Annotated in this window: 17 protein-coding genes; 7 read left to right on the top strand and 10 right to left on the bottom strand. The window is 60.0% G+C overall.

What is annotated here, in order from left to right; genetic code table 11:
• Positions 1-19 precede the first annotated feature (19 nt).
• The 3 genes from ACP7BN_RS17700 to ACP7BN_RS17690 all read left to right on the top strand — a co-directional run bounded on the left by ACP7BN_RS17700 (position 20) and on the right by ACP7BN_RS17690 (position 4,223).
• Positions 20-802 carry a fimbrial biogenesis chaperone gene (locus ACP7BN_RS17700; RefSeq protein WP_426205444.1) on the top strand — a complete coding sequence of 261 codons (783 nt, stop codon included), beginning with the start codon at positions 20-22 and terminating at the stop codon, positions 800-802.
• A 101-nt stretch (positions 803-903) separates the two neighbouring features.
• Entirely contained in the window at positions 904-3,261 is a 2,358-nt protein-coding gene (locus ACP7BN_RS17695; protein WP_426205443.1) for a fimbria/pilus outer membrane usher protein, read from the top strand.
• The gene (locus tag ACP7BN_RS17690) at positions 3,258-4,223 is read left to right on the top strand and encodes a Csu type fimbrial protein (protein WP_426205442.1); all 966 of its coding nucleotides are present in this window, start codon (positions 3,258-3,260) and stop codon (positions 4,221-4,223) included. Before ACP7BN_RS17695 ends, ACP7BN_RS17690 begins: the two co-directional genes overlap by 4 nt.
• A 4-nt stretch (positions 4,224-4,227) precedes the next feature.
• Here the strand turns inward: ACP7BN_RS17690 and ACP7BN_RS17685 are convergent, their stop codons facing one another.
• Together ACP7BN_RS17685 and ACP7BN_RS17680 are read right to left on the bottom strand one after the other, a co-directional pair.
• On the bottom strand, positions 4,228-4,980 hold the full coding sequence (locus tag ACP7BN_RS17685) for an anti-sigma factor family protein (protein WP_426205441.1): 753 nt from the start codon (positions 4,978-4,980) through the stop codon (positions 4,228-4,230).
• On the bottom strand, positions 4,977-5,483 hold the full coding sequence (locus tag ACP7BN_RS17680; protein ID WP_426205440.1) for an RNA polymerase sigma factor: 507 nt from the start codon (positions 5,481-5,483) through the stop codon (positions 4,977-4,979). Before ACP7BN_RS17680 ends, ACP7BN_RS17685 begins: the two co-directional genes overlap by 4 nt.
• A 157-nt stretch (positions 5,484-5,640) precedes the next feature.
• Here ACP7BN_RS17680 and ACP7BN_RS17675 point away from each other — a divergent pair, with 157 nt between their 5' ends.
• Together ACP7BN_RS17675 and ACP7BN_RS17670 are read left to right on the top strand one after the other, a co-directional pair.
• Positions 5,641-6,735 (top strand): catalase family peroxidase, encoded by a 1,095-nt coding sequence (locus ACP7BN_RS17675; RefSeq protein WP_426205439.1) that lies wholly within the window; start codon positions 5,641-5,643, stop codon positions 6,733-6,735.
• Entirely contained in the window at positions 6,732-7,277 is a 546-nt protein-coding gene (locus ACP7BN_RS17670; RefSeq protein ID WP_426205438.1) for a cytochrome b, read from the top strand. The genes ACP7BN_RS17675 and ACP7BN_RS17670 overlap by 4 nt, the downstream gene beginning before the upstream one ends.
• Positions 7,278-7,343: 66 nt before the next feature.
• Here the strand turns inward: ACP7BN_RS17670 and ACP7BN_RS17665 are convergent, their stop codons facing one another.
• Both ACP7BN_RS17665 and ACP7BN_RS17660 read right to left on the bottom strand, forming a co-directional pair.
• Complete coding sequence (locus ACP7BN_RS17665) at positions 7,344-8,495, bottom strand: M14 family metallopeptidase (protein WP_426205437.1); 1,152 nt, start codon at positions 8,493-8,495, stop codon at positions 7,344-7,346.
• 478 nt (positions 8,496-8,973) lie between these two features.
• Positions 8,974-9,312: a DUF6124 family protein gene (locus ACP7BN_RS17660; RefSeq protein ID WP_420650109.1), complete on the bottom strand. Its 339-nt coding sequence runs from the start codon at positions 9,310-9,312 to the stop codon at positions 8,974-8,976.
• A gap of 129 nt (positions 9,313-9,441) precedes the next feature.
• Here ACP7BN_RS17660 and ACP7BN_RS17655 point away from each other — a divergent pair, with 129 nt between their 5' ends.
• A complete protein-coding gene (locus ACP7BN_RS17655; RefSeq protein WP_420650108.1) occupies positions 9,442-10,101 on the top strand; it encodes a LexA family protein in 660 nt (219 codons plus the stop codon).
• A 39-nt stretch (positions 10,102-10,140) separates the two neighbouring features.
• On the opposite strand, the gene ACP7BN_RS17650 is transcribed toward ACP7BN_RS17655, so the two are convergent.
• The 4 genes from ACP7BN_RS17650 to ACP7BN_RS17635 are packed head-to-tail and all read right to left on the bottom strand — an operon-like array spanning position 10,141 to position 15,702.
• Positions 10,141-12,090, bottom strand: a complete 1,950-nt coding sequence (locus tag ACP7BN_RS17650; protein ID WP_426205436.1) for an acetyl/propionyl/methylcrotonyl-CoA carboxylase subunit alpha — start codon at positions 12,088-12,090, stop codon at positions 10,141-10,143.
• Complete coding sequence (locus ACP7BN_RS17645; RefSeq protein WP_420650106.1) at positions 12,090-12,905, bottom strand: gamma-carboxygeranoyl-CoA hydratase; 816 nt, start codon at positions 12,903-12,905, stop codon at positions 12,090-12,092. The genes ACP7BN_RS17650 and ACP7BN_RS17645 overlap by 1 nt, the downstream gene beginning before the upstream one ends.
• A 13-nt stretch (positions 12,906-12,918) precedes the next feature.
• Positions 12,919-14,526, bottom strand: coding sequence for a carboxyl transferase domain-containing protein (locus ACP7BN_RS17640; protein ID WP_426205435.1), 1,608 nt, complete (start codon positions 14,524-14,526; stop codon positions 12,919-12,921).
• Positions 14,527-14,538: 12 nt separating this feature from the next.
• Entirely contained in the window at positions 14,539-15,702 is a 1,164-nt protein-coding gene (locus tag ACP7BN_RS17635; RefSeq protein ID WP_426205434.1) for an isovaleryl-CoA dehydrogenase, read from the bottom strand.
• A 362-nt stretch (positions 15,703-16,064) separates the two neighbouring features.
• Here ACP7BN_RS17635 and ACP7BN_RS17630 point away from each other — a divergent pair, with 362 nt between their 5' ends.
• The gene (locus ACP7BN_RS17630; RefSeq protein WP_426205433.1) at positions 16,065-17,762 is read left to right on the top strand and encodes an AMP-binding protein; all 1,698 of its coding nucleotides are present in this window, start codon (positions 16,065-16,067) and stop codon (positions 17,760-17,762) included.
• A gap of 159 nt (positions 17,763-17,921) precedes the next feature.
• Here the strand turns inward: ACP7BN_RS17630 and ACP7BN_RS17625 are convergent, their stop codons facing one another.
• Together ACP7BN_RS17625 and ACP7BN_RS17620 are read right to left on the bottom strand one after the other, a co-directional pair.
• A complete protein-coding gene (locus tag ACP7BN_RS17625; protein ID WP_426205432.1) occupies positions 17,922-18,152 on the bottom strand; it encodes a hypothetical protein in 231 nt (76 codons plus the stop codon).
• 768 nt (positions 18,153-18,920) lie between these two features.
• Positions 18,921-19,820: a hydroxymethylglutaryl-CoA lyase gene (locus tag ACP7BN_RS17620; RefSeq protein WP_426205431.1), complete on the bottom strand. Its 900-nt coding sequence runs from the start codon at positions 19,818-19,820 to the stop codon at positions 18,921-18,923.
• Positions 19,821-19,846 lie beyond the last annotated feature (26 nt).

Here is a 19,846-nt window from a genome sequence, read left to right as displayed (position 1 = left end):
AATGACAAGGAGTGGTTTTATGGGGTTTTCCACGTCACGGCATATGTTCGTGCGTTGCGCGATGCTGGCGCTGGTCATGTTTACGGGAGGGAATGCGCAGGCGGCGAGTTCGGTGCTGATCTGGCCGATCGATCCGGTGCTTGAGGCCGATCAACAGGCCAGTGCGCTGTGGCTGGAAAATCGCGGCACTGAAACGGCCAACCTGCAGATCCGCGTGTTCGCCTGGAATCAAAGCGGCTTCGCCGAGCAGTACCAGAATCAGCGCGACGTGATCGGCAGCCCGCCGGTGGCGAAGATCGAGCCGGGGCAAAAGCAACTGGTGCGCCTGACCCGAACCCGGGACGTGCCGCCGGGGCAGGAACTCGCCTACCGAATCATCATCGATGAAATCCCTTCCGCCCAACCGCCCGCCGCCGAGGGCGGCAAGACCGCCGCAGCGATCCGTTTTCAGATGCGCTATTCAGTGCCGCTGTTCGCCTACGGTGCCGGGTTGTGGAGCAAGGAAGACACCACCCGCCAGCGCGATCCCAAGAGCATCGGCCTGCCGCAATTGAGCTGGCGCACCGTTGCAGTGGATGGCCGTCCGTACGTGGAAGTGCGCAATCAGGGCGCGGTGCATGCACGGTTGACCGATGTGGCATTCAAGCAGGGTGGACAGAGCAAACCGCTGGCCGAAGGGTTGCTGGGTTACGTGCTGCCGGGCGCGGTGATGCGTTGGCCGGCGCCGGGTCCGGTGGCAGGCGAACTGGCGGGGCGGGTCAATGGCGCGCCGCAGGTACAGAGCATCGCTCCTGCACGCTAGCCAGCTAAACAAGCAATACGGGACCGCCAGGGCAGGCAGTTGACCGGGCGGCTGCGAGCGGGATCAGGAGGATTCTGTCCATTGATGGACGTACAGCGCTAATGAGTTCGGGATGGGCTCGTCGTATTCAGCGTCCGTTGTGGCTCATGACCGGCGCGTGTTGCCTGGTGTTTGTTCATCCATCGGGGGCTGGCGATCTGCCGCCGCCGCCCAGCGGCATGGAGGCCGTGAGCGATGCACAGTTGTTTCTGGAGCTGGTGGTCAATCAGATGAATACCGGGCGCGTGGTGGCGGTGGCGCAGCGCGGCGGGCGGCTGTTTCTGCCGGCCAGTGTGTTGCGCGATACCGGCATGCAACTGCCCGACACGCTCGGCGCCGAAGTCGATCTCGACGGCTTGCCGGGCCTGCACAGCGATTACGACAGCGTCGGCCAACGCTTGCTGCTGGATGTGCCGCCGGACTGGCTGCCCGAGCAGTTCATCGGCAACCGCGAGGTCTACCCGCGCACCCCGGCGCTGAGCAGTTTCGGCGCGCTGTTCAACTACGATCTGTATCTCAATGACACGGATGACGCCGGCACTTATCTAGCCGCGTGGAACGAAGTGCGGCTGTTCGACAGTTGGGGCACGCTGTCCAACACCGGGCAGTACCGCCGCACGTTATCCGGCGATGCCGTCAGTACGCTGAGCAACGGTTATCTGCGCTACGACACGACGTGGCGTTATTCCGATGACGAACAGATGCTCACCTACGAGGCGGGCGACGTGATCAGTAGCGCCTTGCCCTGGAGCAGTTCGGTGCGACTCGGCGGCGTGCAGTTTTCCCGAGATTTTGCGGTGCGTCCGGATCTGGTGACCTATCCGCTGCCGCAATTCGCCGGGGAAGCGGCGGTGCCGTCCTCGGTGGATCTGTTCATCAACGGCTACAAATCCAGCAGCGCCGATCTGCAACCGGGACCGTACACCCTGACCAATATTCCGTTCATCAACGGCGCGGGCGAAGCGGTCGTCGTCACCACTGACGCACTCGGTCGGCAGGTGTCGACCACTGTGCCGTTCTACGTCACCAGCAACCTGTTGCAAAAAGGCCTGAGCGATTTTTCGGTGGCGGCCGGTACCTTGCGCCGGGATTACGGTTTGAAGGATTTCAGTTACGGGCCGGGCGTGTCCTCGGCCAGTCTGCGCTACGGCATCAGCGACAGCTTCACCCTCGAGAGCCACGCCGAAGCGGCCGATACCCTGACCCTTGGCGGGCTCGGCGGCAATCTGCGGCTGGGCAATTTCGGCGTGCTCAACAGTGCGCTCAGCCAGAGCCGTTTCGATGGCGACAGCGGCCAGCAACTGAGCCTCGGCTATCAGTACAGCAACCAGCGTTTCAGCTTCTCGTATCAACGCTTGCAACGCCGCGATCAGTACGCCGATCTGACCGTAGTCGACAGCGATTACATCAGCCTCAGTCGGCGCAGCGAACAGGCGACCCTGAGCGTCAACCTCGAGCGCTGGGGCAGCCTCGGCGCAGGTTATTTCGACATTCGCGCGGCGGATGATTCACGCACCCGCTTGCTCAACCTGAGCTGGAGCAAACCGCTGTGGCGCAACAGCAGTTTCTACCTGTCGGCCAACCGCGAGATCGGCGACAGCAACTGGGCGGTGCAGGCGCAACTGGTGGTCCCGTTCGACCTGCGTGGGAGTCTGGCGATCAGCAGCGAGCGCAGCAAAACCGGGCAATCGCAGCAACGAGTCAACTACAGCCGCGCCGTGCCTTCCGAAGGCGGGGTGGGTTTCAATCTGGGTTACGCCAAGGGTGACGGCGCCGATTACCGTCAGGCTGATGTGACCTGGCGTCTGCAATCGGTGCAGTTGCAAGCCGGGGTCTATGGCTCAGCGGATGCCGAGACCCGTTGGGCCGACGCCAGCGGTTCGCTGGTGTGGATGGATCGGCAGATGTTCGCTGCCAACCGCATCGACGACGCGTTTGTGGTGGTCAGCACCGATGGCTATGCGGACATTCCGGTGCGCTACGAGAACCAGCAAGTCGGCCAGACCGATCGCAACGGTCACTTGCTGGTGCCGTGGAGCAGCGCTTACTACCGCGGCAAATACGAAATCGATCCGCTGAACCTGCCGGCCAACGTGCGCACCCCGAATGTCGAACAACGTATCGCGGTGCGGCGTGGCAGCGGGTATTTGCTGGAGTTTCCATTGAGTCGGGTGATCGCCGCGAGCATCGTGCTGGTGGATGCGCAACAGCGCGAATTGCCCCTCGGCAGTGGCGTGCTGCATGAGCAGAGCGGCGCACGCACGGTGGTGGGCTGGGACGGCCTGGTCTATCTGGAAAACCTGCAGCCGCAGAACTCGCTGCAGGTGAGTCTGGCGGACGGCAAGTCCTGTCAGGTGCAATTCGACGTCGATATGAATCAGGATCAAGTGCCGCTGATTGGCCCGTTGGTGTGCCGATGAGCAGGTTTTATTTGTGGCTGCTGCTGATGTTACCGGGGGCGGCGCAGGCTGCATGTGCAGTGGTCAGCACCACGCCAGCGGCGTTCGGTTCGATCAGTTCGATCGCGCTGCGCACCACGGCGCAAAACAGCTCCACCTTGAACGGCGGTTTGAGTTGTACCGGATCATTGCTGTCGTTGTTGACCAGCAATGACCGCTTCTGGGCCACTGTCACTTCCAGTCAAAGCGGCTTGCTCGGGCCGACCGGTGATGTGATCGGCTACACGATCTACGCCAACAACAGCACCAGCTACCCGCTGACACGCGGCACCGCTTACGACTTCGCCCGCAACGGCATCATCGATGCTCTTGGCCTGCTCGCCGGGCCGGTGCCGAAAACCGTGCCGCTGTACCTCGGCACGACCATCGGCAGCAACGTCGCGGCGGGGGTGTATACCGAAACTCTGAGCATCTTCTGGAACTGGAATTACTGCTCCGGAGTCGGCATCGGCGCGATTTGTCTGGGCCGCGATATCGGCAGCGGCACCACCACGCTGACGGTCAACCTGACGGTGTCCAACGATTGCACGATTACCGCGCCGAACATCGCGTTCGGCAGCGCCCCGGTGGTCAGCGCGTTTACCCCGGTGACCGGGCAGACGATCAATCTGGCGTGCACCAAGGGCAGCGCCTACACCGTGGGTTTGAGCGACGGACAAAATCCACTGAGTGTTGGCGGGCGGCGGCGCATGGTGTCGTCCGGCAATTATCTGGCCTACGACATCTTCAAAAGCGCTGGCACCACGCGTTGGGGCAGCGTTGGTGCCGCCCGCCGCGCCAGCACGGATGCCGAGGTCAATCCCGGCAACGGACTGGGCACCGGCAGTCAGATCTTCAACTACAACGCGAAGATTTATACCGATCAGGCCACGCCGCCGGGCGGGACCTATGTGGACAATGTGGTGCTGGATGTCGGGTTCTGATTTCTCAGAATTGCAGCGATTGCTTGAGCACCTGCGCCGCCGGTGTATCGGTCGGGCTGACCATCGCATAGTTGTAACCGCTACCCGACCAATAGTCCGCGCGCAATTCGCCGTCACTGCGACTGCCGCGCGGTAGAAAAGTATTCTTCGGACCCGGTGGGCGCACGTAAAAGCTGATTTTGTGTCCGCCGTGATCCTCATACATGACCATCGCCGCCGGGCCTTCATCGGTACTCAGCAAGCGTCCGCTGACCGGAGTAAACCCGGCCGCCGTCAGATCCGGCAGGCGATTGGCCTGCGTGAAATAACGGTCGAGCCAACGCTGCATGTCGCCGTCGCCATCGACCTTATAGTCGGCCGGCAGAATGCCCTGCTGAGCGATCAGGCGATAAGCCTGCAACGCATCGGTCATCGGCGCCGGGGAATGCACCACGGTCATGTCCCGCGCCTGCCAGCCACCGAATCCACCGACGCTGACCGCAATCAGCAACACAGCGGCGCTGGCCCAGGCCTCGCGCGACTGCCGTTGGAGGCGCTGGCGGATCAGCGCCGGATCGAGTTCCGGATTGGCCGGCTGCTGCAATGCACCGCCGAGTGCGGCACGCAGGTGCTGGGCATCCAGTTGCCAGGCACGCACTTGCGCGGCTTGCTCAGGGTGGCTGGCCAGCCAGGTTTCCAGCACAAGCCGGTCGGCAGTGCTGAGTTGGTGGTCGACGTAGGCGTGCAGATCACGTTCGTTGGGCGGCAGGCTGATCATTTGAGTATCCGCAAGGAAGGGCTGCTGATTTCGCCGTCGCTGAGCTGACGCAAAGCCTGGCGCGCGCGGGACAGACGCGACATCACGGTGCCGGTGGGGACGTCGAGAATCTCGGCAACCTCTTTATAGGTCAAACCTTCGACTGAAACCATCAGCAGCAGGGCGCGCTGCTCGGTGGGTAAACGATCGAAAGCTTGCAGAGTCGATTGGGCGATCACCGTGCGTTCCGCCGAGGGCTCGGCGTCGTCGCGACCGGTGAAAAATTCGAGCATCCGCGCATAACGCCGGGAACGTCGATGGGCATCGAGGAACTGCCGATAGAGGATCGAAAACAGCCACGCGCGCAAATCGCCCTCGGCGCGTTTGCCGGCCCAGCTCGACAGGGCACGTTCCAGGCTGGCCTGTACCAGATCGTCGGCGCTGCTGCTGTTGCGCGTCAACGACAGAGCAAAACGGCGCATGCCGGGAATGATTTCTCGCAGTTGTTCGTCGATTTCGCTCATGAAGTTCTACTAGTCACTACGCTGTGGACTAGGAAGACGCCCGGCGTTCGAGGTTATTCCACGTTCGGAAAAATAAAAACCGGGCCGTGGAATAAATCCGCATGGCGTGCGTCTTGTTGATTCTTCCTACTTGAGGCCGCTGGCCCTGGAGTCGTTCATGGTTGATCGCAACTCACCTTCTGGCGGGCCGCAACGCCCGCCACGGAGTGCCGCGAGCCTGGTGCTGCGCCTTGGCGGCATTGCCGTGGTTGTCGCGGCGGTGGCCGGGGCGTTTGCCTACGTGCATGGCACCTTTGACCCACAACGTCTGACGCCCAAGGCGTTGGTCGATGTGCTGGAAAAGAACAGCGGCGTGCACGCGGGATTTCGCCGCAATCACGCCAAAGGTGTGTGCGTGATCGGGCATTTCGAGAACAGCGGCGAGGCGCGTTCGTTTTCCGCAGCGCAGGTATTCAGTGAGTCGCGCACGCCAGTGGTTGGGCGTTTCGCACTGCCGGCCGGTAGTCCCTACGCGCCGGACAGCAGCGTGCCGATCCGCAGTCTCGCGTTGCGCTTCACTCAAGCCAACGGCCAGCAGTGGCGCACAGGGATGAACAGCATGCCGGTGTTCCCGGTGGGTACGCCTGAGGCGTTCTATCAATTGCAGCAGGCGCAGTCACCGGATCCGGCCACGGGTAAACCCGATCCGGCCAAGGTGCCGGCGTTTTTCGGCAGTCATCCGGAAGCTGTGCCGTTCCTGACCTGGATAAAGACTGCCAAGCCATCGGCCAGCTATGCCACGGAAACCTACAACAGCGTCAACGCGTTCTATCTGGTCGATGCCAGCGGCAAGAAACAAGCGGTGCGCTGGAGCATGACGCCACTGGCGCAGGACGTGGCGGGCGCGACAGCCCCGGAAGGCGCGGACTTCCTCGAAAAAGATCTGGTGAAACGCCTGGCTTCCGGGCCGTTGCGCTTTCAGTTGAACATCACCTTGGCCAACGCCGACGATCCGGTGAATGACGCGAGCAAGGCCTGGCCGCAAGGTCGCAAAGTGCTCAATGCTGGCACGCTGGTACTGGAGAAGACTCAGCCGCAACTCAGTGGTGAGTGCCGCGACATCAACTACGATCCGCTGGTTTTGCCGGCCGGTATCGAAGGTTCCGACGACCCGTTGCTCGCCGCGCGTTCAGCCGGTTACGCCGATTCCTACCTGCGTCGCACCAGCGAAGTCAGCCAATTGCCCGCCGCCAAACAGGAGGCTCGCCCATGAGCCCGCGCCCAACTCATTTCGCTCTTTTCGCGCGGCTTCTGCACTGGCTGATGGCGCTGATGATCATCGCCATGCTGTTTATTGGCGCGGGCATGGTGGCCTCGGTGTCGGCGCGACATGAATGGCTGATCAACCTGCACAAGCCGCTGGGCATCGCGATACTCGCCTTGGTGATCGTGCGTTTGCTGGTGCGCTTCGCGACCCGTCAGCCGCCACTGCCTGATGATTTGCCGGGTTGGCAAGTGATGGCGGCCAAGGCTTCGCATGTTTTGCTGTACGCGATGATGCTGATCTTGCCGCTGCTGGGCTGGGCGATGATCAGTGCGGCGGGGGATCCGGTGATGCTCGGCAACTCGTTGCAATTGCCGGCGATTCTGCCGGCCGATGCGCAGGTGTTTGCGCTGTTGCGCAAGGCTCACGGGTATCTGGCGTATCTGCTGTTTCTGACGGTGTTGCTGCATTTGGCGGCGGCGCTGTTCCATGGCTGGGTGCGCCGCGATGAAGTGCTCGACAGCATGCTGCATGGCAAGCCGCGCGACTGATTACTGCGGAGCACGCACAAAAAATCGCAGACTGGCTGCGATTTTTTGTGCGGCGCGGGCAGGGTGTCAGCGCAGAGTGTCGACCATGTCGGCAACCGTGGTCAGCACGTCCTTGCCCAGTTGTTTCGAGCGTTTGCCCGACCAGCCGGTTTCTACATTCGGATGATCGTCGTGATCCTTGAACGGCATCTCCAACGTCAGTGCCAGGCAGTCGAACTTCTGGCCGACGCTGTTGCACGCCAGCGTCATGTTAGCTTGCCCCGGTTCGTCGCGGGTGTAGCCGTATTTGGTCTGGAAGTCTTTGGTGGTGCGCTTGAGGTGGCTGCGGAAGTGCTCTTCGAGCTTCTCGATCCGCGGCGTGAAACCGGGATTGCCTTCGCAACCGGCGGTGAACACGTGGGGGATTTCTTCGTCACCGTGTACGTCGATGAACATATCCACGCCGTACTTTTCCATCTGCTGCTGTACGAAAAGTACTTCCGGGCTGATTTCCTGCGAAGCGTTCTGCCATGCGCGGTTCAAATCCTGGCCCATGGCGTTGGTGCGCAGGTGACCGTGGAAGGCACCGTCCGGGTTCATGTTCGGCACCAGATACAGGTCGGCGGTGGCCAGCAGTTTGTTCAGCACTGGATCGTCGTGCCGTTCCAGACGCTCGATCACGCCTTCCATGAACCATTCGGCCATGTGCTCGCCAGGATGCTGTTGGGCGATGATCCAGATTTTGCGCTGGCCTTCGGCGCCAGTGCCTTTGCGCAGCAGCTGAATGTCGCGACCTTCGACGCTTTTGCCGGTCGCTAGCAGCTCGGTGCCGGCCTTGCTTACTGCTTGCTCGATCAACCAGTCATGGCGACCACGGCTGTAAGGTTCGAAATAGGCGAACCAGGCGTGAGTGGCCGTGGCTTCGAGGCTGAAGCGCAGGCAATCGCCTTCAAAAATAGTCGGGACGCGGAACCAGTTGACGTGATCGTAGGAAGCAACGGCCTGGTAACCATCCCACGCTTTGTTGTATGAGGACTGGCTGGCGTTGTTCAGGCGAAACCAATGTTCCTGGCCGACATGCAGACCACTGGCCTTGAAGTGAAACCACTGGAAATGCTGACTGCGGGTGTCTGGCTTGATCGCCAGCAGGGCTTGCAGCGGATTGCTGATATCCAGCACTTGAATGTTGCCGCTGTCGAAGTTGGCGCTGATGTCGAACGAAGATTTGGCCACGGTCATAGTCGCTTCCTGAATATGATTTTTATCGCGGCTACTTTACACGCAAGGCAGGGGTTAAACCGAGGGAAATTGCGGGGTGTGGCGGGGGGCGTCTTCCGTGACGCGGAGGCAGCTTAGTGTCTATGTGATTGATTCTCAAGTGCTATTTGGCATTACTTTGGTCCAATGCAGCCGGGTGTCCATTGCCAAGCGATATTCTTTTGCTATTATCCGCGCCATCGAATTTGCAGCACCCAAAGACTTCATTAGCCTGAAGACATAAGCCGGAAAACCGGCAAAAAAAGACCCGGCAAAAAGCCGGGTCAAAAACCGTGATTAGCCTGATGAGGAGATAGTCCAGAAGACCGACCTAAGGTCTCTGGTCCATCGACTGATCTCGCGACCAGCTGCTTGCAATAATAATCATTATCATTTGCAAGTCAAACATTTTTATCTGCGCGATTGGAAAACTCTTTCCTGCACGTCCGCAGCTTTCCCCTCAGCGACCAGCGCCATCAATCGAGTGGTCGACCATCGCCCGTGCCATGTCCACCATGTGCACCACCGAAAAAGCCAGGTCTCGACTCACGCCCTGCAGGCCATCAGCCGCCTTGAACGCGGTTGCCGCTGCGCAGCGCAACAGATCCGATGCGTGCACCAGGGATTCTTCGCCGCTCAGGTTGCGATTCACGCCAAAGAAGCGCTCGTCAACGTCCGGTTCTGACACAGCTGGTTTCAAGTAATAGTCCATCGCTCGCTGCGCGGCGGCGTTGCCTTGTGGCGAGGTGAACGTGGTGTCCATTTGCAGATCGGGCAAGTCTTTGCTGGTGATATTCATGGTGAAAGGTCACTCCTTGGTCGATTCAAATCCGTGGCCCAAGCATAATACCTATCGTAGTTGTGACCAGAATTTAAATACTACAGTATGTGTTTTGTTGGCCGAAGGCAGCGCAGTAAGGTGCGGCACATGGATAAATGGATTGAGTTGGTCAAAGCCAAAATGAGTGAACTCAAAGTCACTCAAGTCGTGCTCGGCGAGCGCGTCGGCATGTCTCAGGGTGGCATTGGCCACTGGCTGAACAAGCGTCGCGAACCGGGCGTCACTGAAATGAATAAGGTGCTCAAAGCCTTGGGAATGGACTTTCTCGAAGTCGCGGTGGTGATCCGCGAGCCGCAGGTGGACGCGGAGGACGAAATGCCCCTCGCGCAAAAGTACAACCCGTTCTTTCGCTACCCGGTCAGCGACTGGAGCGTGCCGAGCGAGGTGCGTGAAAGCGAGCCGGCGTATTCAGGCGCGAAGGACAAGCGGCGTTTCGAGCTGACGGGTTATCACGCCCCCGGCGGCGCAGCGTTCTGGCTGATGGTGAGCGGAAATTCGATGACCGCGCCCAGCGGTCAGAGCATCGCTGAAGGGATGCTGATTCTGGTCGATCCTGCGGCTGAAGCCGTGCCCGGCAAACTGGTAATCGCCCAATGGCCGGACAGCGAGGAAGCGATCTTTCGCAAGCTGGTGGAAGAGGGCGGCCAGCGTTATCTGGTACCGCTCAATCCGACCTGGCCGAAGGCATTGTTCACCGACGAGTGTCGGATCATCGGTGTTGTGGTGGAGGCAACGGCCAGATTCTAGTCAGATCGATCCTCGCCAGGCGTAGGATCGATCTCCCTTTTACGCTTCTTCCAGTTCGACCAGCGCGCTGCCTTCGCTGACCATTTCGCCTTCCTGGCAATACAGCGCTTTGATCACTCCGGCATGCGGCGCGCGGATGCTGTGTTCCATCTTCATCGCTTCCAGCACCACCAGTTGTGCGCCAGCCTCGACCGCTTGGCCGGCCTCCACCAACACGCGCACGATGCTGCCGTTCATCGGCGCGGTCAGTCCGCCCTGATGGCTGTGGCTGGCTTCGACGGCGCTGATCGGATCGTAGCTTTCGATGCGCCGCAGTTCGCCGTCCCACTTCAGATACACCGCGTTGCCGTGACGGATCGCTCGCAGCTGACGACGCACACCAGCGTGCTCAATCAGCAAGTGCTCACCGAGCAGTTTTGCGTCGGTGCCAGCACCGAGCGTGAACGCCCGATCCTGACCTTCGCAACTCAGATGCAGTGCGATCTCCCGAGGCAGCCCAGTGCGTAAACCGCTATTGAACGCCCAAGGTGAAGCCGGATCATCTCCCCGACCTACATGCGGCAGACTTTGCATAAACGCCTGTCCTGCCACCTGCCAGAACTCATCACTCAGCGCACTTGGCGCCGGCAGTAATTGCTCCTGATAACGCGGAATAAACCCGGTATCCAGCTCCGCCGCCGCAAACGCCGGATGCGCAATGATCCGCCGCAGGAAGTTGATGTTGGTCTTCAACCCGCCAATCGCAAATTCATCGAGCATACTCAACAGCCGCAAACGCGCCTGCTCGCGATCCTCACCCCAGGCAATCAGCTTGCCGAGCATCGGGTCGTAGAACGGTGAAATCTCATCGCCTTCTTCAACCCCGCTATCTACGCGCCGCCCCGGGCCTTCAGACGACTCTCGATACAAATCCAGACGTCCGGTGGCCGGCAAAAAGTCATTCGCCGGATCTTCCGCATACAAGCGCACTTCAATCGCATGCCCGTTCAGCGGCACTTGCTCCTGGGTGATCGGCAACGCTTCGCCACGCGCGACGCGGATCTGCCAGGCCACCAGATCCAGCCCGGTAATCGCCTCGGTCACCGGATGCTCGACCTGCAGCCGGGTGTTCATTTCCATGAAGAAAAACTCGCCGCGCGCGTCGAGCAAAAACTCGACCGTGCCGGCGCCAACGTAACCAATCGCCTGCGCCGAACGCAACGCGGCTTCGCCCATCGCCCGGCGCAATTCTGGGCTGAGGCCCGGTGCCGGAGCTTCCTCGACGACTTTCTGATGGCGACGCTGAATTGAGCAATCACGTTCGTTGAGATACAGACAGTTGCCATGCTGATCGGCAAATACCTGGATTTCCACATGACGCGGCTTGAGCAGATATTTCTCCACCAGCATCCGCGAATCGCCGAACGATGACTGCGCTTCACGCTGGGCGGACGCCAGGGCTTCGGCCAGTTGGCTGACGTCCTCGACGACTTTCATGCCCTTGCCGCCGCCACCGGCCGTAGCCTTGAGCAGCACCGGATAACCGATGCGTTCGCAGGCAGCGCGGAAGGTTTCCACATCCTGCGCTTCGCCGTGATAACCCGGCACCAGCGGCACGCCGGCGGTTTCCATCAGCGCCTTGGCGGCGGATTTGCTGCCCATCGCGTCGATGGCCGAGGCCGGTGGGCCGAGGAAGATCAGGCCAGCCGCTTCAATCGCACGAGCGAACCCGGCGTTCTCCGACAAAAAACCGTAACCCGGATGAATCGCCTGCGCGCCGCTGGCCTTGGCCGCTGCGATCAACTTGTCGATTTGCAGATAACTGTCAGCCGCTTTGCTGCCGCCCAGATCGACGCGGATGTCCGCTTCACGGCTGTGTCGCGCGTTGCGGTCGGTAGCGCTGTGCACGGCAACGGTGGTCAGGCCCAGAGCCTTGGCGGTACGCATGACCCGGCAAGCGATTTCGCCACGGTTGGCCACCAGCAGGGTGGTGAGAACAGGTGCGCTCATCAACGCGGCTCCTTGGGGGTGGTTGCGGCTTGCCAGCTCGGCGGACGTTTTTGCAGAAAAGCGCGCAGGCCTTCCTGACCTTCCGGGCTGACGCGAATCCGGGCGATGGCGTTTTCGGTATAGCGGCGCAGGGCCGGGGTCAGTGCGCCGTTGCCGACTTCACGCAGCAAATCCTTGCTGACGCGCATCGCGGCGGGGCTGTTCAGCAGCAAGTTGTCGATCCACTGTTCGACTTTTTGCTCAAGCTCTGCGGCGGGAAAACTCTCGGACAACAAACCGATTTCTCGCGCCCGTTGCCCACCGAAGCGCTCGGCGGTCAGCGCGTAACGTCGGGCCGCGCGTTCGCCGATGGCTTGCACTACGAACGGACTGATCACCGCTGGCGCCAGACCGATGCGTACTTCCGACAGGCAGAACTGCGCGTCATCCGCGCCAATCGCCATGTCGCAGCAACTGATCAGACCTAGCGCGCCGCCGAATGCCGCGCCTTGCACCACCGCGACGGTGGGGATTTTCAGCTTGGCGAGGTTGTACATCAGCTCCGCCAGTTCGCGGGCGTCGTCGAGGTTGGTGTGGTAATCGAGTTCGGCCGATTGTTGCATCCACGCCAGATCGGCGCCGGCGCTGAAGTGCTTGCCACGTCCGCGCAGCAGCAGAAAGCGCAGACTGCTGTCGCCGGCTACTTTGTCGATGGCCAGAATCAATTCGCGGATCATTTCGGCATTGAACGCGTTGTTCTTTTCTGCGCGGTTGAGCCACAAGGTCGCGAAACCGCGTGGATCGGTTTGCAGTTCGAGGGTGTTGAAATCGCTCATAAGGTTCTCCCGATCACATCCGGAACACGCCGAAGCGGCTCGGTTCGATAGGCGCGTTCAACGACGCGGACAAGGCCAGGGCCAGTACATCACGGGTTTGCGCCGGGTCGATGACGCCGTCGTCCCACAACCGTGCGCTGGAATAGTAGGGGTGACCCTGTTCTTCGTACTGGTCGAGAATCGGTTGCTTGATCTCGGCTTCCTGCTCGGCGCTGAACGCCTGACCGCTGCGTTCGGCCTGTTCGCGCTTGACCTGCACCAGCACGCCAGCCGCCTGTTCGGCGCCCATCACGCCGATCCGTGCGTTCGGCCACATCCACAGGAAACGCGGATCGTAAGCGCGGCCGCACATGCCGTAATTACCCGCACCGAAGCTGCCGCCGATGATCACGGTGAACTTCGGTACTTTGGCGCAGGCCACAGCGGTGACCAGTTTTGCGCCGTGTTTGGCGATGCCGCCGGCCTCGTATTTCTGGCCGACCATGAACCCAGTGATATTTTGCAGGAACAGCAGCGGAATCCCGCGCTGGCAGGCCAGTTCGATGAAGTGCGCGCCTTTCTGCGCGGCCTCGGCGAAGAGGATGCCGTTGTTCGCGAGGATGGCGATCGGGTAGCCGTGCAGATGAGCGAAACCGCACACCAACGTGGTGCCGAACAGTGCTTTGAATTCATCGAACACCGAGCCGTCGACCAATCGCGCAATCACTTCGCGCACGTCAAACGGCTGCTTGGCGTCAGCGGAAACTACGCCATACAACTCGTCGCTGGCGTAGAGCGGGGCAATCGGCGCGCGTTGTTGCAGTTCGCCGAGCTTGCGCCAGTTCAAGTTGGCTACACTGCGTCGGGCGATGGCCAGCGCGTGTTCGTCGCTCTCGGCGTAATGGTCGGCGACCCCGGAAATCTTGCAGTGCACATCGGCACCGCCAAGGTCTTCGGCGCTGACCACTTCGCCGGTTGCGGCTTTCACCAGTGGCGGGCCGGCGAGGAAAATTGTCGCCTGATTGCGCACCATGATCGCTTCGTCAGCCATCGCCGGCACATAAGCGCCACCCGCGGTGCACGAGCCCATGACCACGGCGATCTGCGGAATTCCCATCGCGCTCATGTTGGCCTGGTTGAAGAAGATCCGCCCGAAGTGTTCGCGATCCGGGAATACTTCGTCCTGACGCGGCAAGTTGGCGCCGCCGGAGTCGACCAGATAGATGCACGGCAAGCGGTTTTGCTGGGCAATGGTCTGCGCGCGCAGGTGTTTTTTCACGGTCAGCGGGTAGTACGAGCCACCCTTCACCGTGGCGTCGTTGGCGACGATCATGCATTCGACGCCTTCAACGCGACCGATTCCGGCGATCACGCCAGCGGCCGGAACGTCTTCGCCGTACACCGCGTGTGCGGCCAATTGGCTGATCTCCAGAAACGGTGAGCCGGGATCGAGCAAGCGATTGATCCGTTCACGCGGCAGTAATTTGCCGCGCGAAGTATGCCGTTCCTGAGCTTTCGCGCCGCCGCCCTGCGCCACTTGGGCGAGCAGGGTGTGCAACGCGTCGACCTGTTCGAGCATCGCCGCGCTGTTGGCGGCGAACTCCGCTGAACGTGGATTGAGCTGGGTATGCAAAGTGGCCATGGTCAGCTCCGTTTAGCGGGTTTCGTTGAACAGTTCGCGACCGATCAACATGCGCCGTATCTCACTGGTGCCGGCGCCGATTTCGTACAGCTTGGCGTCACGCAGCAGACGACCGGCCGGGAATTCGTTGATGTAGCCGTTGCCGCCGAGAATCTGGATCGCGTCGAGGGCCATTCGGGTCGCGCATTCGGCGGTGTAGAGGATCACGCCGGCGGCGTCCTTGCGGGCGGTTTCGCCGCGTTCGCACGCCTGAGCCACCGCATAGAGGTAGGCGCGGCTGGCATTGAGTTGGGTGTACATGTCGGCAACTTTGCCCTGGATCAGCTGGAATTCGCCGATGCTCTGGCCGAACTGCTTGCGATCGTGGATGTACGGCACAATCAGGTCCATGCATGCTTGCATGATCCCGGTCGGACCGCCGGACAGCACCACGCGTTCGTAATCGAGGCCGCTCATCAGCACTTTCACGCCGCCATTGAGTACGCCAAGGATGTTTTCTTCCGGCACTTCGACGTCATCGAAAAACAGCTCGCAGGTGTTCGAGCCGCGCATGCCGAGCTTGTCGAACTTGTTGCTGCGACTGAAACCCTTCGAGTCGCGCTCGACGATAAATGCAGTGATGCCGTGCGGGCCTTTTTCCAGGTCGGTCTTGGCGTAGATCACGTAGGTGTTGGCGTCGGGGCCGTTGGTGATCCAGGTTTTGCTGCCGTTGAGGACGTAGTGGTTGCCGCGTTTCTCCGCGCGCAGTTTCATCGAAACCACATCGGAACCGGCGTTCGGTTCACTCATCGCCAGTGCGCCGACGTGCTCGCCGCTGATCAGTTTCGGCAGGTATTTGCTTTTCTGTTCGTGGTTGCCGTTGCGGTTGATCTGGTTGACGCACAGGTTGGAATGCGCACCGTAGGACAACGCCACTGAAGCCGAACCACGGCTGATTTCTTCCATCGCCACTACGTGCGCCAGGTAACCCAGACCCGCGCCGCCGTACTCTTCCGGCACGGTGATGCCAAGCAGGCCCATGTCACCGAACTTGCGCCACAGGTCAGCCGGAAACAGGTTGTCGATGTCGATCTGTGCCGCACGCGGGGCGATCTCCTTGGCAACGAAGGACTGCACCTGATCGCGCAACATGTCGATGGTTTCACCGAGGGCGAAGTTCAGGGATGGGTAGCTCATGGGTCACCTTTTGGCTTTTTTGTAGGGTGGGGAGGGCGGCAGTCCGGCTCTCACCTTTACGTTAACGTAAGCTTGCTGCGGATGGCTGTCAATCACCCTTTACGTTAACGTCAACTTAGGCGAGAGTAGGGCTAGTTCAAGATAGAAAGCGGACCAAACCTGGAGGAGTAAGCTCGTGTGGCGAGGGGATTTATCCCCGTTGGGCTGCGAAGCAGACCTGAATCATGCACCGAGGTGTGTCAGACAGTCCCAGTCAGCAGGATTTGGGGCCGCTTCGCAGCCCAACGGGGATAAATCCCCTCGCCACAAGTGTTCCTCCAGTAAGCGTCGGCAACCCATAAATAAACACAATAGGGGTCGTCATGGATCAACCCAGTGCAAACCCGCAGCGCAGCTACTCTCGCGGCTCCCAGGACAAAGCCTTGCTGGCGATGACCATTGGCCAGAAGTTCGACGAGACCGTCGCGCAGTACCCCGACGATGAAGCGCTGGTGGTGCGCCATCAGCAGCTGCGTTACACCTGGCAACAACTGGCCGACGCGGTGGATGTGCATGCCCGAGCACTGCTGGCGTTGGGTTTGCAGACCGGCGACCGCCTCGGCATTTGGGCGCCGAATTGCGCGCAGTGGTGCATCAGCCAGTTCGCCAGCGCGAAAATCGGCGTGATTCTGGTCAACATCAATCCGGCCTATCGCAGCTCCGAACTGGAATTCGTGCTCAAGCAATCCGGCTGCCAATGGCTGGTGTGTGCCGGCTCGTTCAAGACTTCCGACTACCACGGCATGTTGCAGGGCCTGCTGCCGGAACTGGCGGAACAATCCATCGGCCAATTGCGCAGCGAGCGCCTGCCGAATTTGCGCGGTGTAGTCAGCCTTGATCCGCAGCCGCCCTCGGGTTTCCTGCCGTGGTCGCAACTGACGGATCTGGCGGCCAGCGTCTCCCCGCAACAACTACGCGAACGCAGCGACAGCCTGCACTTCGATCAACCCGTCAACATTCAATACACCTCCGGCACCACCGGTTTCCCCAAGGGCGCGACCCTCAGTCACTACAACATCCTCAACAACGGTTACATGGTCGGCGCAAGCCTCGGCCTCACGGCTGCTGATCGGCTGGTGATTCCGGTGCCGCTTTACCATTGCTTCGGCATGGTCATGGGCAATCTCGGTTGCATCGCCCATGGCAGCACGATGATTTATCCCAGCGACGCTTTCGATCCGCTGCTGACGCTGAGCACTGTTGCCGAAGAACAAGCCACCGCGCTATACGGCGTGCCAACGATGTTCATTGCCATGCTCGATCAGCCGCAACGTGGCGAGTTCGATCTGTCGACCCTGCGCACCGGCATCATGGCCGGCGCAACCTGCCCGATTGAAGTGATGCGCCGTGTGATCAACGAAATGCACATGAGCGAAGTGCAGATCGCCTACGGCATGACCGAAACCAGCCCGGTGTCGCTGCAAACCGGCCCGGCGGACGAACTGGAATTGCGCGTGACCACCGTCGGCCGCACTCAGCCGCAACTCGAAAGCAAGATCATCGACGAGGCTGGCAATCTGGTGCCGCGTGGCACCATTGGTGAACTGTGCACGCGCGGTTACAGCGTGATGCTCGGCTACTGGAATAATCCGCAAGGCACCGCTGAGGCCATCGACGAAGCGGGCTGGATCCACACCGGCGATCTGGCGAGCATGAATGACGACGGCTACGTAAATATCGCCGGGCGCAACAAGGACATGATCATTCGCGGCGGCGAGAACGTTTATCCGCGTGAGCTGGAGGAGTTTTTCTTCACCCACCCGGCGGTGGCGGATGTGCAAGTGATCGGCATTCCGTGTGCGCGTTACGGTGAAGAAATCGTTGCCTGGATCAAATTCCATCCCGGCCACAGCGCTAACGAACTGGAGCTGCAGACGTGGTGCAAGGAACGCATCGCGCACTTCAAGACGCCGCGTCATTTCAAGTTTGTCGAAGAGTTTCCGATGACCGTGACCGGCAAGATTCAGAAATTCAGGATGCGTGAGATCAGTATCGAGGAGTTGGGCAGCGCTAGTGGCTGATGAAAAAGCCTGCGGTGCAAGCATGACTTTCCCGGAAAGCCATGCTTTTAAAACTTTTGATTAGGCCCGCAGTTTTTTCATTGCTGTTTGGGTCATATCGAGACGGGAGGCTTCAGGAGGCTATTCAACTCGACGATCAGGCCAAGGCTGAATTTCAACTTAGGGCAGTTCCAGTGGGGGAGGCAAATAATTATTTTTAACTTTTTCAAATTCCTCCGGCGACATTGCAACTCCATTGACGAGGTACCAGCCTACTTCAGCCGCTTCGCTGGTTAACTGCCAAGTTTCGCCCGACAGTTGAAGGTGCATCAGATCCCCTTCCAGTATTTCGAGAATTTTTACCACTCCTTCGTATCCTGTACCTTTTGTCTTTGCGGTATAAGTGCTCATCTGCCGATCTCCTTGAAAGAACCAGATGGTGTTCTGGGTTCAACGCGATATTGGACCGACAGGAAAAAAAGCGCGCCTGTAAGAAATGACAGTTTTTTAGGTTTATTGGCTATAGGTACTAAGCTGCGGTGTTGTAAAGGGGGGGCAGTCCTACGGATATGCAAGAGAAGTATTGCTGGAGCGCGGCGGAGGAGGCTTACGTAAAATTCAGGATTGTTAATGTGATATTCCGAAAGCACAAAGGGGAGCCGAAGCTCCCCTTTAATTTGTCGTTGCGTGCTCTTTTTTATTATTGAGGGGCGGTCTGTTGTTGTTTTTGGCAACCGTGGCCCTTTACAGCTGTTTTTGGTGACCCCCATGCGGGGTCAAGAGCAAACGTATTTTTTTGAGCGCTGATCTGCTTTCTCGTTTAACGATCCAACCGATTCGGGAGCTACCTGGAGGTAGTTTTATTGTTCTCTGCCCGGTTGCGAGTGATTCCGAGGAATACCCTGAAAAGCTTACCTTCTCCAAAAAAATCTGTTAGCTGCGTCTCTGTCGTGTTGTTCTTGTTATGTCAGAGTCGTTTCGTCTTGTTTTTATTGGTTTGCGGCTTTTTATTCTTGTTATGCCATAGAGATAGCAGGAGCCGTGCCAACTTTGTAAAGGCCTTTAAAATCAAGGCTTTGAAAATTTTGCAGGATTTGCCCTTCAGTAAAACCCAGACAATTTGTTTCCGTGTTACTCGCTTGCGCCCACGTTTCGAGCGAAGCGGTAACACTCCTGTCCTCACTGTGTGCTACGGGCCTTGGCCACGCGCGATCCGCTTGGGCGACCGAGCACCGCGCTTATTTGCTGGCCAGCGGCAATCAACGCGTCGAGGTCGATGCCGGTTTCGATCCCCAAGCCGTTAAGCAGGTAAACCACGTCCTCAGTGGCAACGTTACCGCTGGCGCCTTTGGCGTACGGGCAGCCGCCGAGGCCGGCAATCGAGCTGTCGAACACCGAAATACCTTCGAGCAGGCTGGCGTAGATATTGGCCATGGCCTGACCGTAGGTGTCATGGAAATGTCCGGCGAGTTTCTCGCGTGGCACCTGCGCCGAGACCACTTCAAACAAACGGCGGGTCGCGCCTGCGGTGCCGGTGCCGATAGTGTCACCGAGCGACACTTCGTAGCAGCCCATCGCGTACAGTTCGCGCGCGACCAGCGCCACCTGTTCCGGCGCGACCGTGCCTTCGTACGGGCAACCCAGTACACAGGAAACGTAACCGCGCACGGTAACGCCGTGCTGTTTAGCGGACTCCATGATCGGTGCGAAACGCGCCAGGCTCTCGCTGATCGAGCAATTGATGTTGCGCTGCGAGAACGCTTCGGACGCGGCAGCGAACACCGCAACTTCCTTGACCCCGGCGGCCAGTGCATCTTCGAAACCGCGCAGGTTCGGCGCCAGTGCGCCATAGACCACGCCGGGCTTGCGCTGGATCTGCGCAAACACTTCGGCGGAGCCGGCCATCTGCGGCACCCACTTCGGCGAGACGAAACTGCCGACTTCTATATAGCCGAGACCAGCGGCGCTCAATGCGTCGACCAATTGCACCTTGTCGGCGACGCTGATCGGCTGGGCTTCGTTCTGCAGACCATCACGCGGGCCGACTTCGATCAGGCGTACTTGGGAGGGGAGGGACATGGGATTGACCTGTGGTAATTGGCTGA

It is taken from the genome of Pseudomonas sp. TWP3-1, assembly GCF_049896625.1.
Taxonomy (GTDB): domain Bacteria; phylum Pseudomonadota; class Gammaproteobacteria; order Pseudomonadales; family Pseudomonadaceae; genus Aquipseudomonas.
Note: the sequence above shows the minus strand (reverse complement) of the source record. Positions and strands in the feature narration are given on the sequence as shown.

Bases quoted from the DNA above. Each gene is read 5' to 3' on its own strand.
- ACP7BN_RS17690 (WP_426205442.1), top strand. From the start codon at position 3,258: ATGAGCAGGTTTTATTTGTGGCTGCTGCTGATGTTACCGGGGGCGGCG.
- ACP7BN_RS17630 (WP_426205433.1), top strand. From the start codon at position 16,065: ATGGATCAACCCAGTGCAAACCCGCAGCGCAGCTACTCTCGCGGCTCC.
- ACP7BN_RS17700 (WP_426205444.1), top strand. From the start codon at position 20: ATGGGGTTTTCCACGTCACGGCATATGTTCGTGCGTTGCGCGATGCTG.
- ACP7BN_RS17640 (WP_426205435.1), bottom strand. From the start codon at position 14,526: ATGGCCACTTTGCATACCCAGCTCAATCCACGTTCAGCGGAGTTCGCC.
- ACP7BN_RS17655 (WP_420650108.1), top strand. From the start codon at position 9,442: ATGGATAAATGGATTGAGTTGGTCAAAGCCAAAATGAGTGAACTCAAA.
- ACP7BN_RS17695 (WP_426205443.1), top strand. From the start codon at position 904: ATGAGTTCGGGATGGGCTCGTCGTATTCAGCGTCCGTTGTGGCTCATG.
- ACP7BN_RS17685 (WP_426205441.1), bottom strand. From the start codon at position 4,980: ATGATCAGCCTGCCGCCCAACGAACGTGATCTGCACGCCTACGTCGAC.
- ACP7BN_RS17650 (WP_426205436.1), bottom strand. From the start codon at position 12,090: ATGAGCGCACCTGTTCTCACCACCCTGCTGGTGGCCAACCGTGGCGAA.
- ACP7BN_RS17625 (WP_426205432.1), bottom strand. From the start codon at position 18,152: ATGAGCACTTATACCGCAAAGACAAAAGGTACAGGATACGAAGGAGTG.
- ACP7BN_RS17635 (WP_426205434.1), bottom strand. From the start codon at position 15,702: ATGAGCTACCCATCCCTGAACTTCGCCCTCGGTGAAACCATCGACATG.
- ACP7BN_RS17645 (WP_420650106.1), bottom strand. From the start codon at position 12,905: ATGAGCGATTTCAACACCCTCGAACTGCAAACCGATCCACGCGGTTTC.
- ACP7BN_RS17680 (WP_426205440.1), bottom strand. From the start codon at position 5,483: ATGAGCGAAATCGACGAACAACTGCGAGAAATCATTCCCGGCATGCGC.
- ACP7BN_RS17670 (WP_426205438.1), top strand. From the start codon at position 6,732: ATGAGCCCGCGCCCAACTCATTTCGCTCTTTTCGCGCGGCTTCTGCAC.
- ACP7BN_RS17660 (WP_420650109.1), bottom strand. From the start codon at position 9,312: ATGAATATCACCAGCAAAGACTTGCCCGATCTGCAAATGGACACCACG.
- ACP7BN_RS17675 (WP_426205439.1), top strand. From the start codon at position 5,641: ATGGTTGATCGCAACTCACCTTCTGGCGGGCCGCAACGCCCGCCACGG.
- ACP7BN_RS17665 (WP_426205437.1), bottom strand. From the start codon at position 8,495: ATGACCGTGGCCAAATCTTCGTTCGACATCAGCGCCAACTTCGACAGC.
- ACP7BN_RS17620 (WP_426205431.1), bottom strand. From the start codon at position 19,820: ATGTCCCTCCCCTCCCAAGTACGCCTGATCGAAGTCGGCCCGCGTGAT.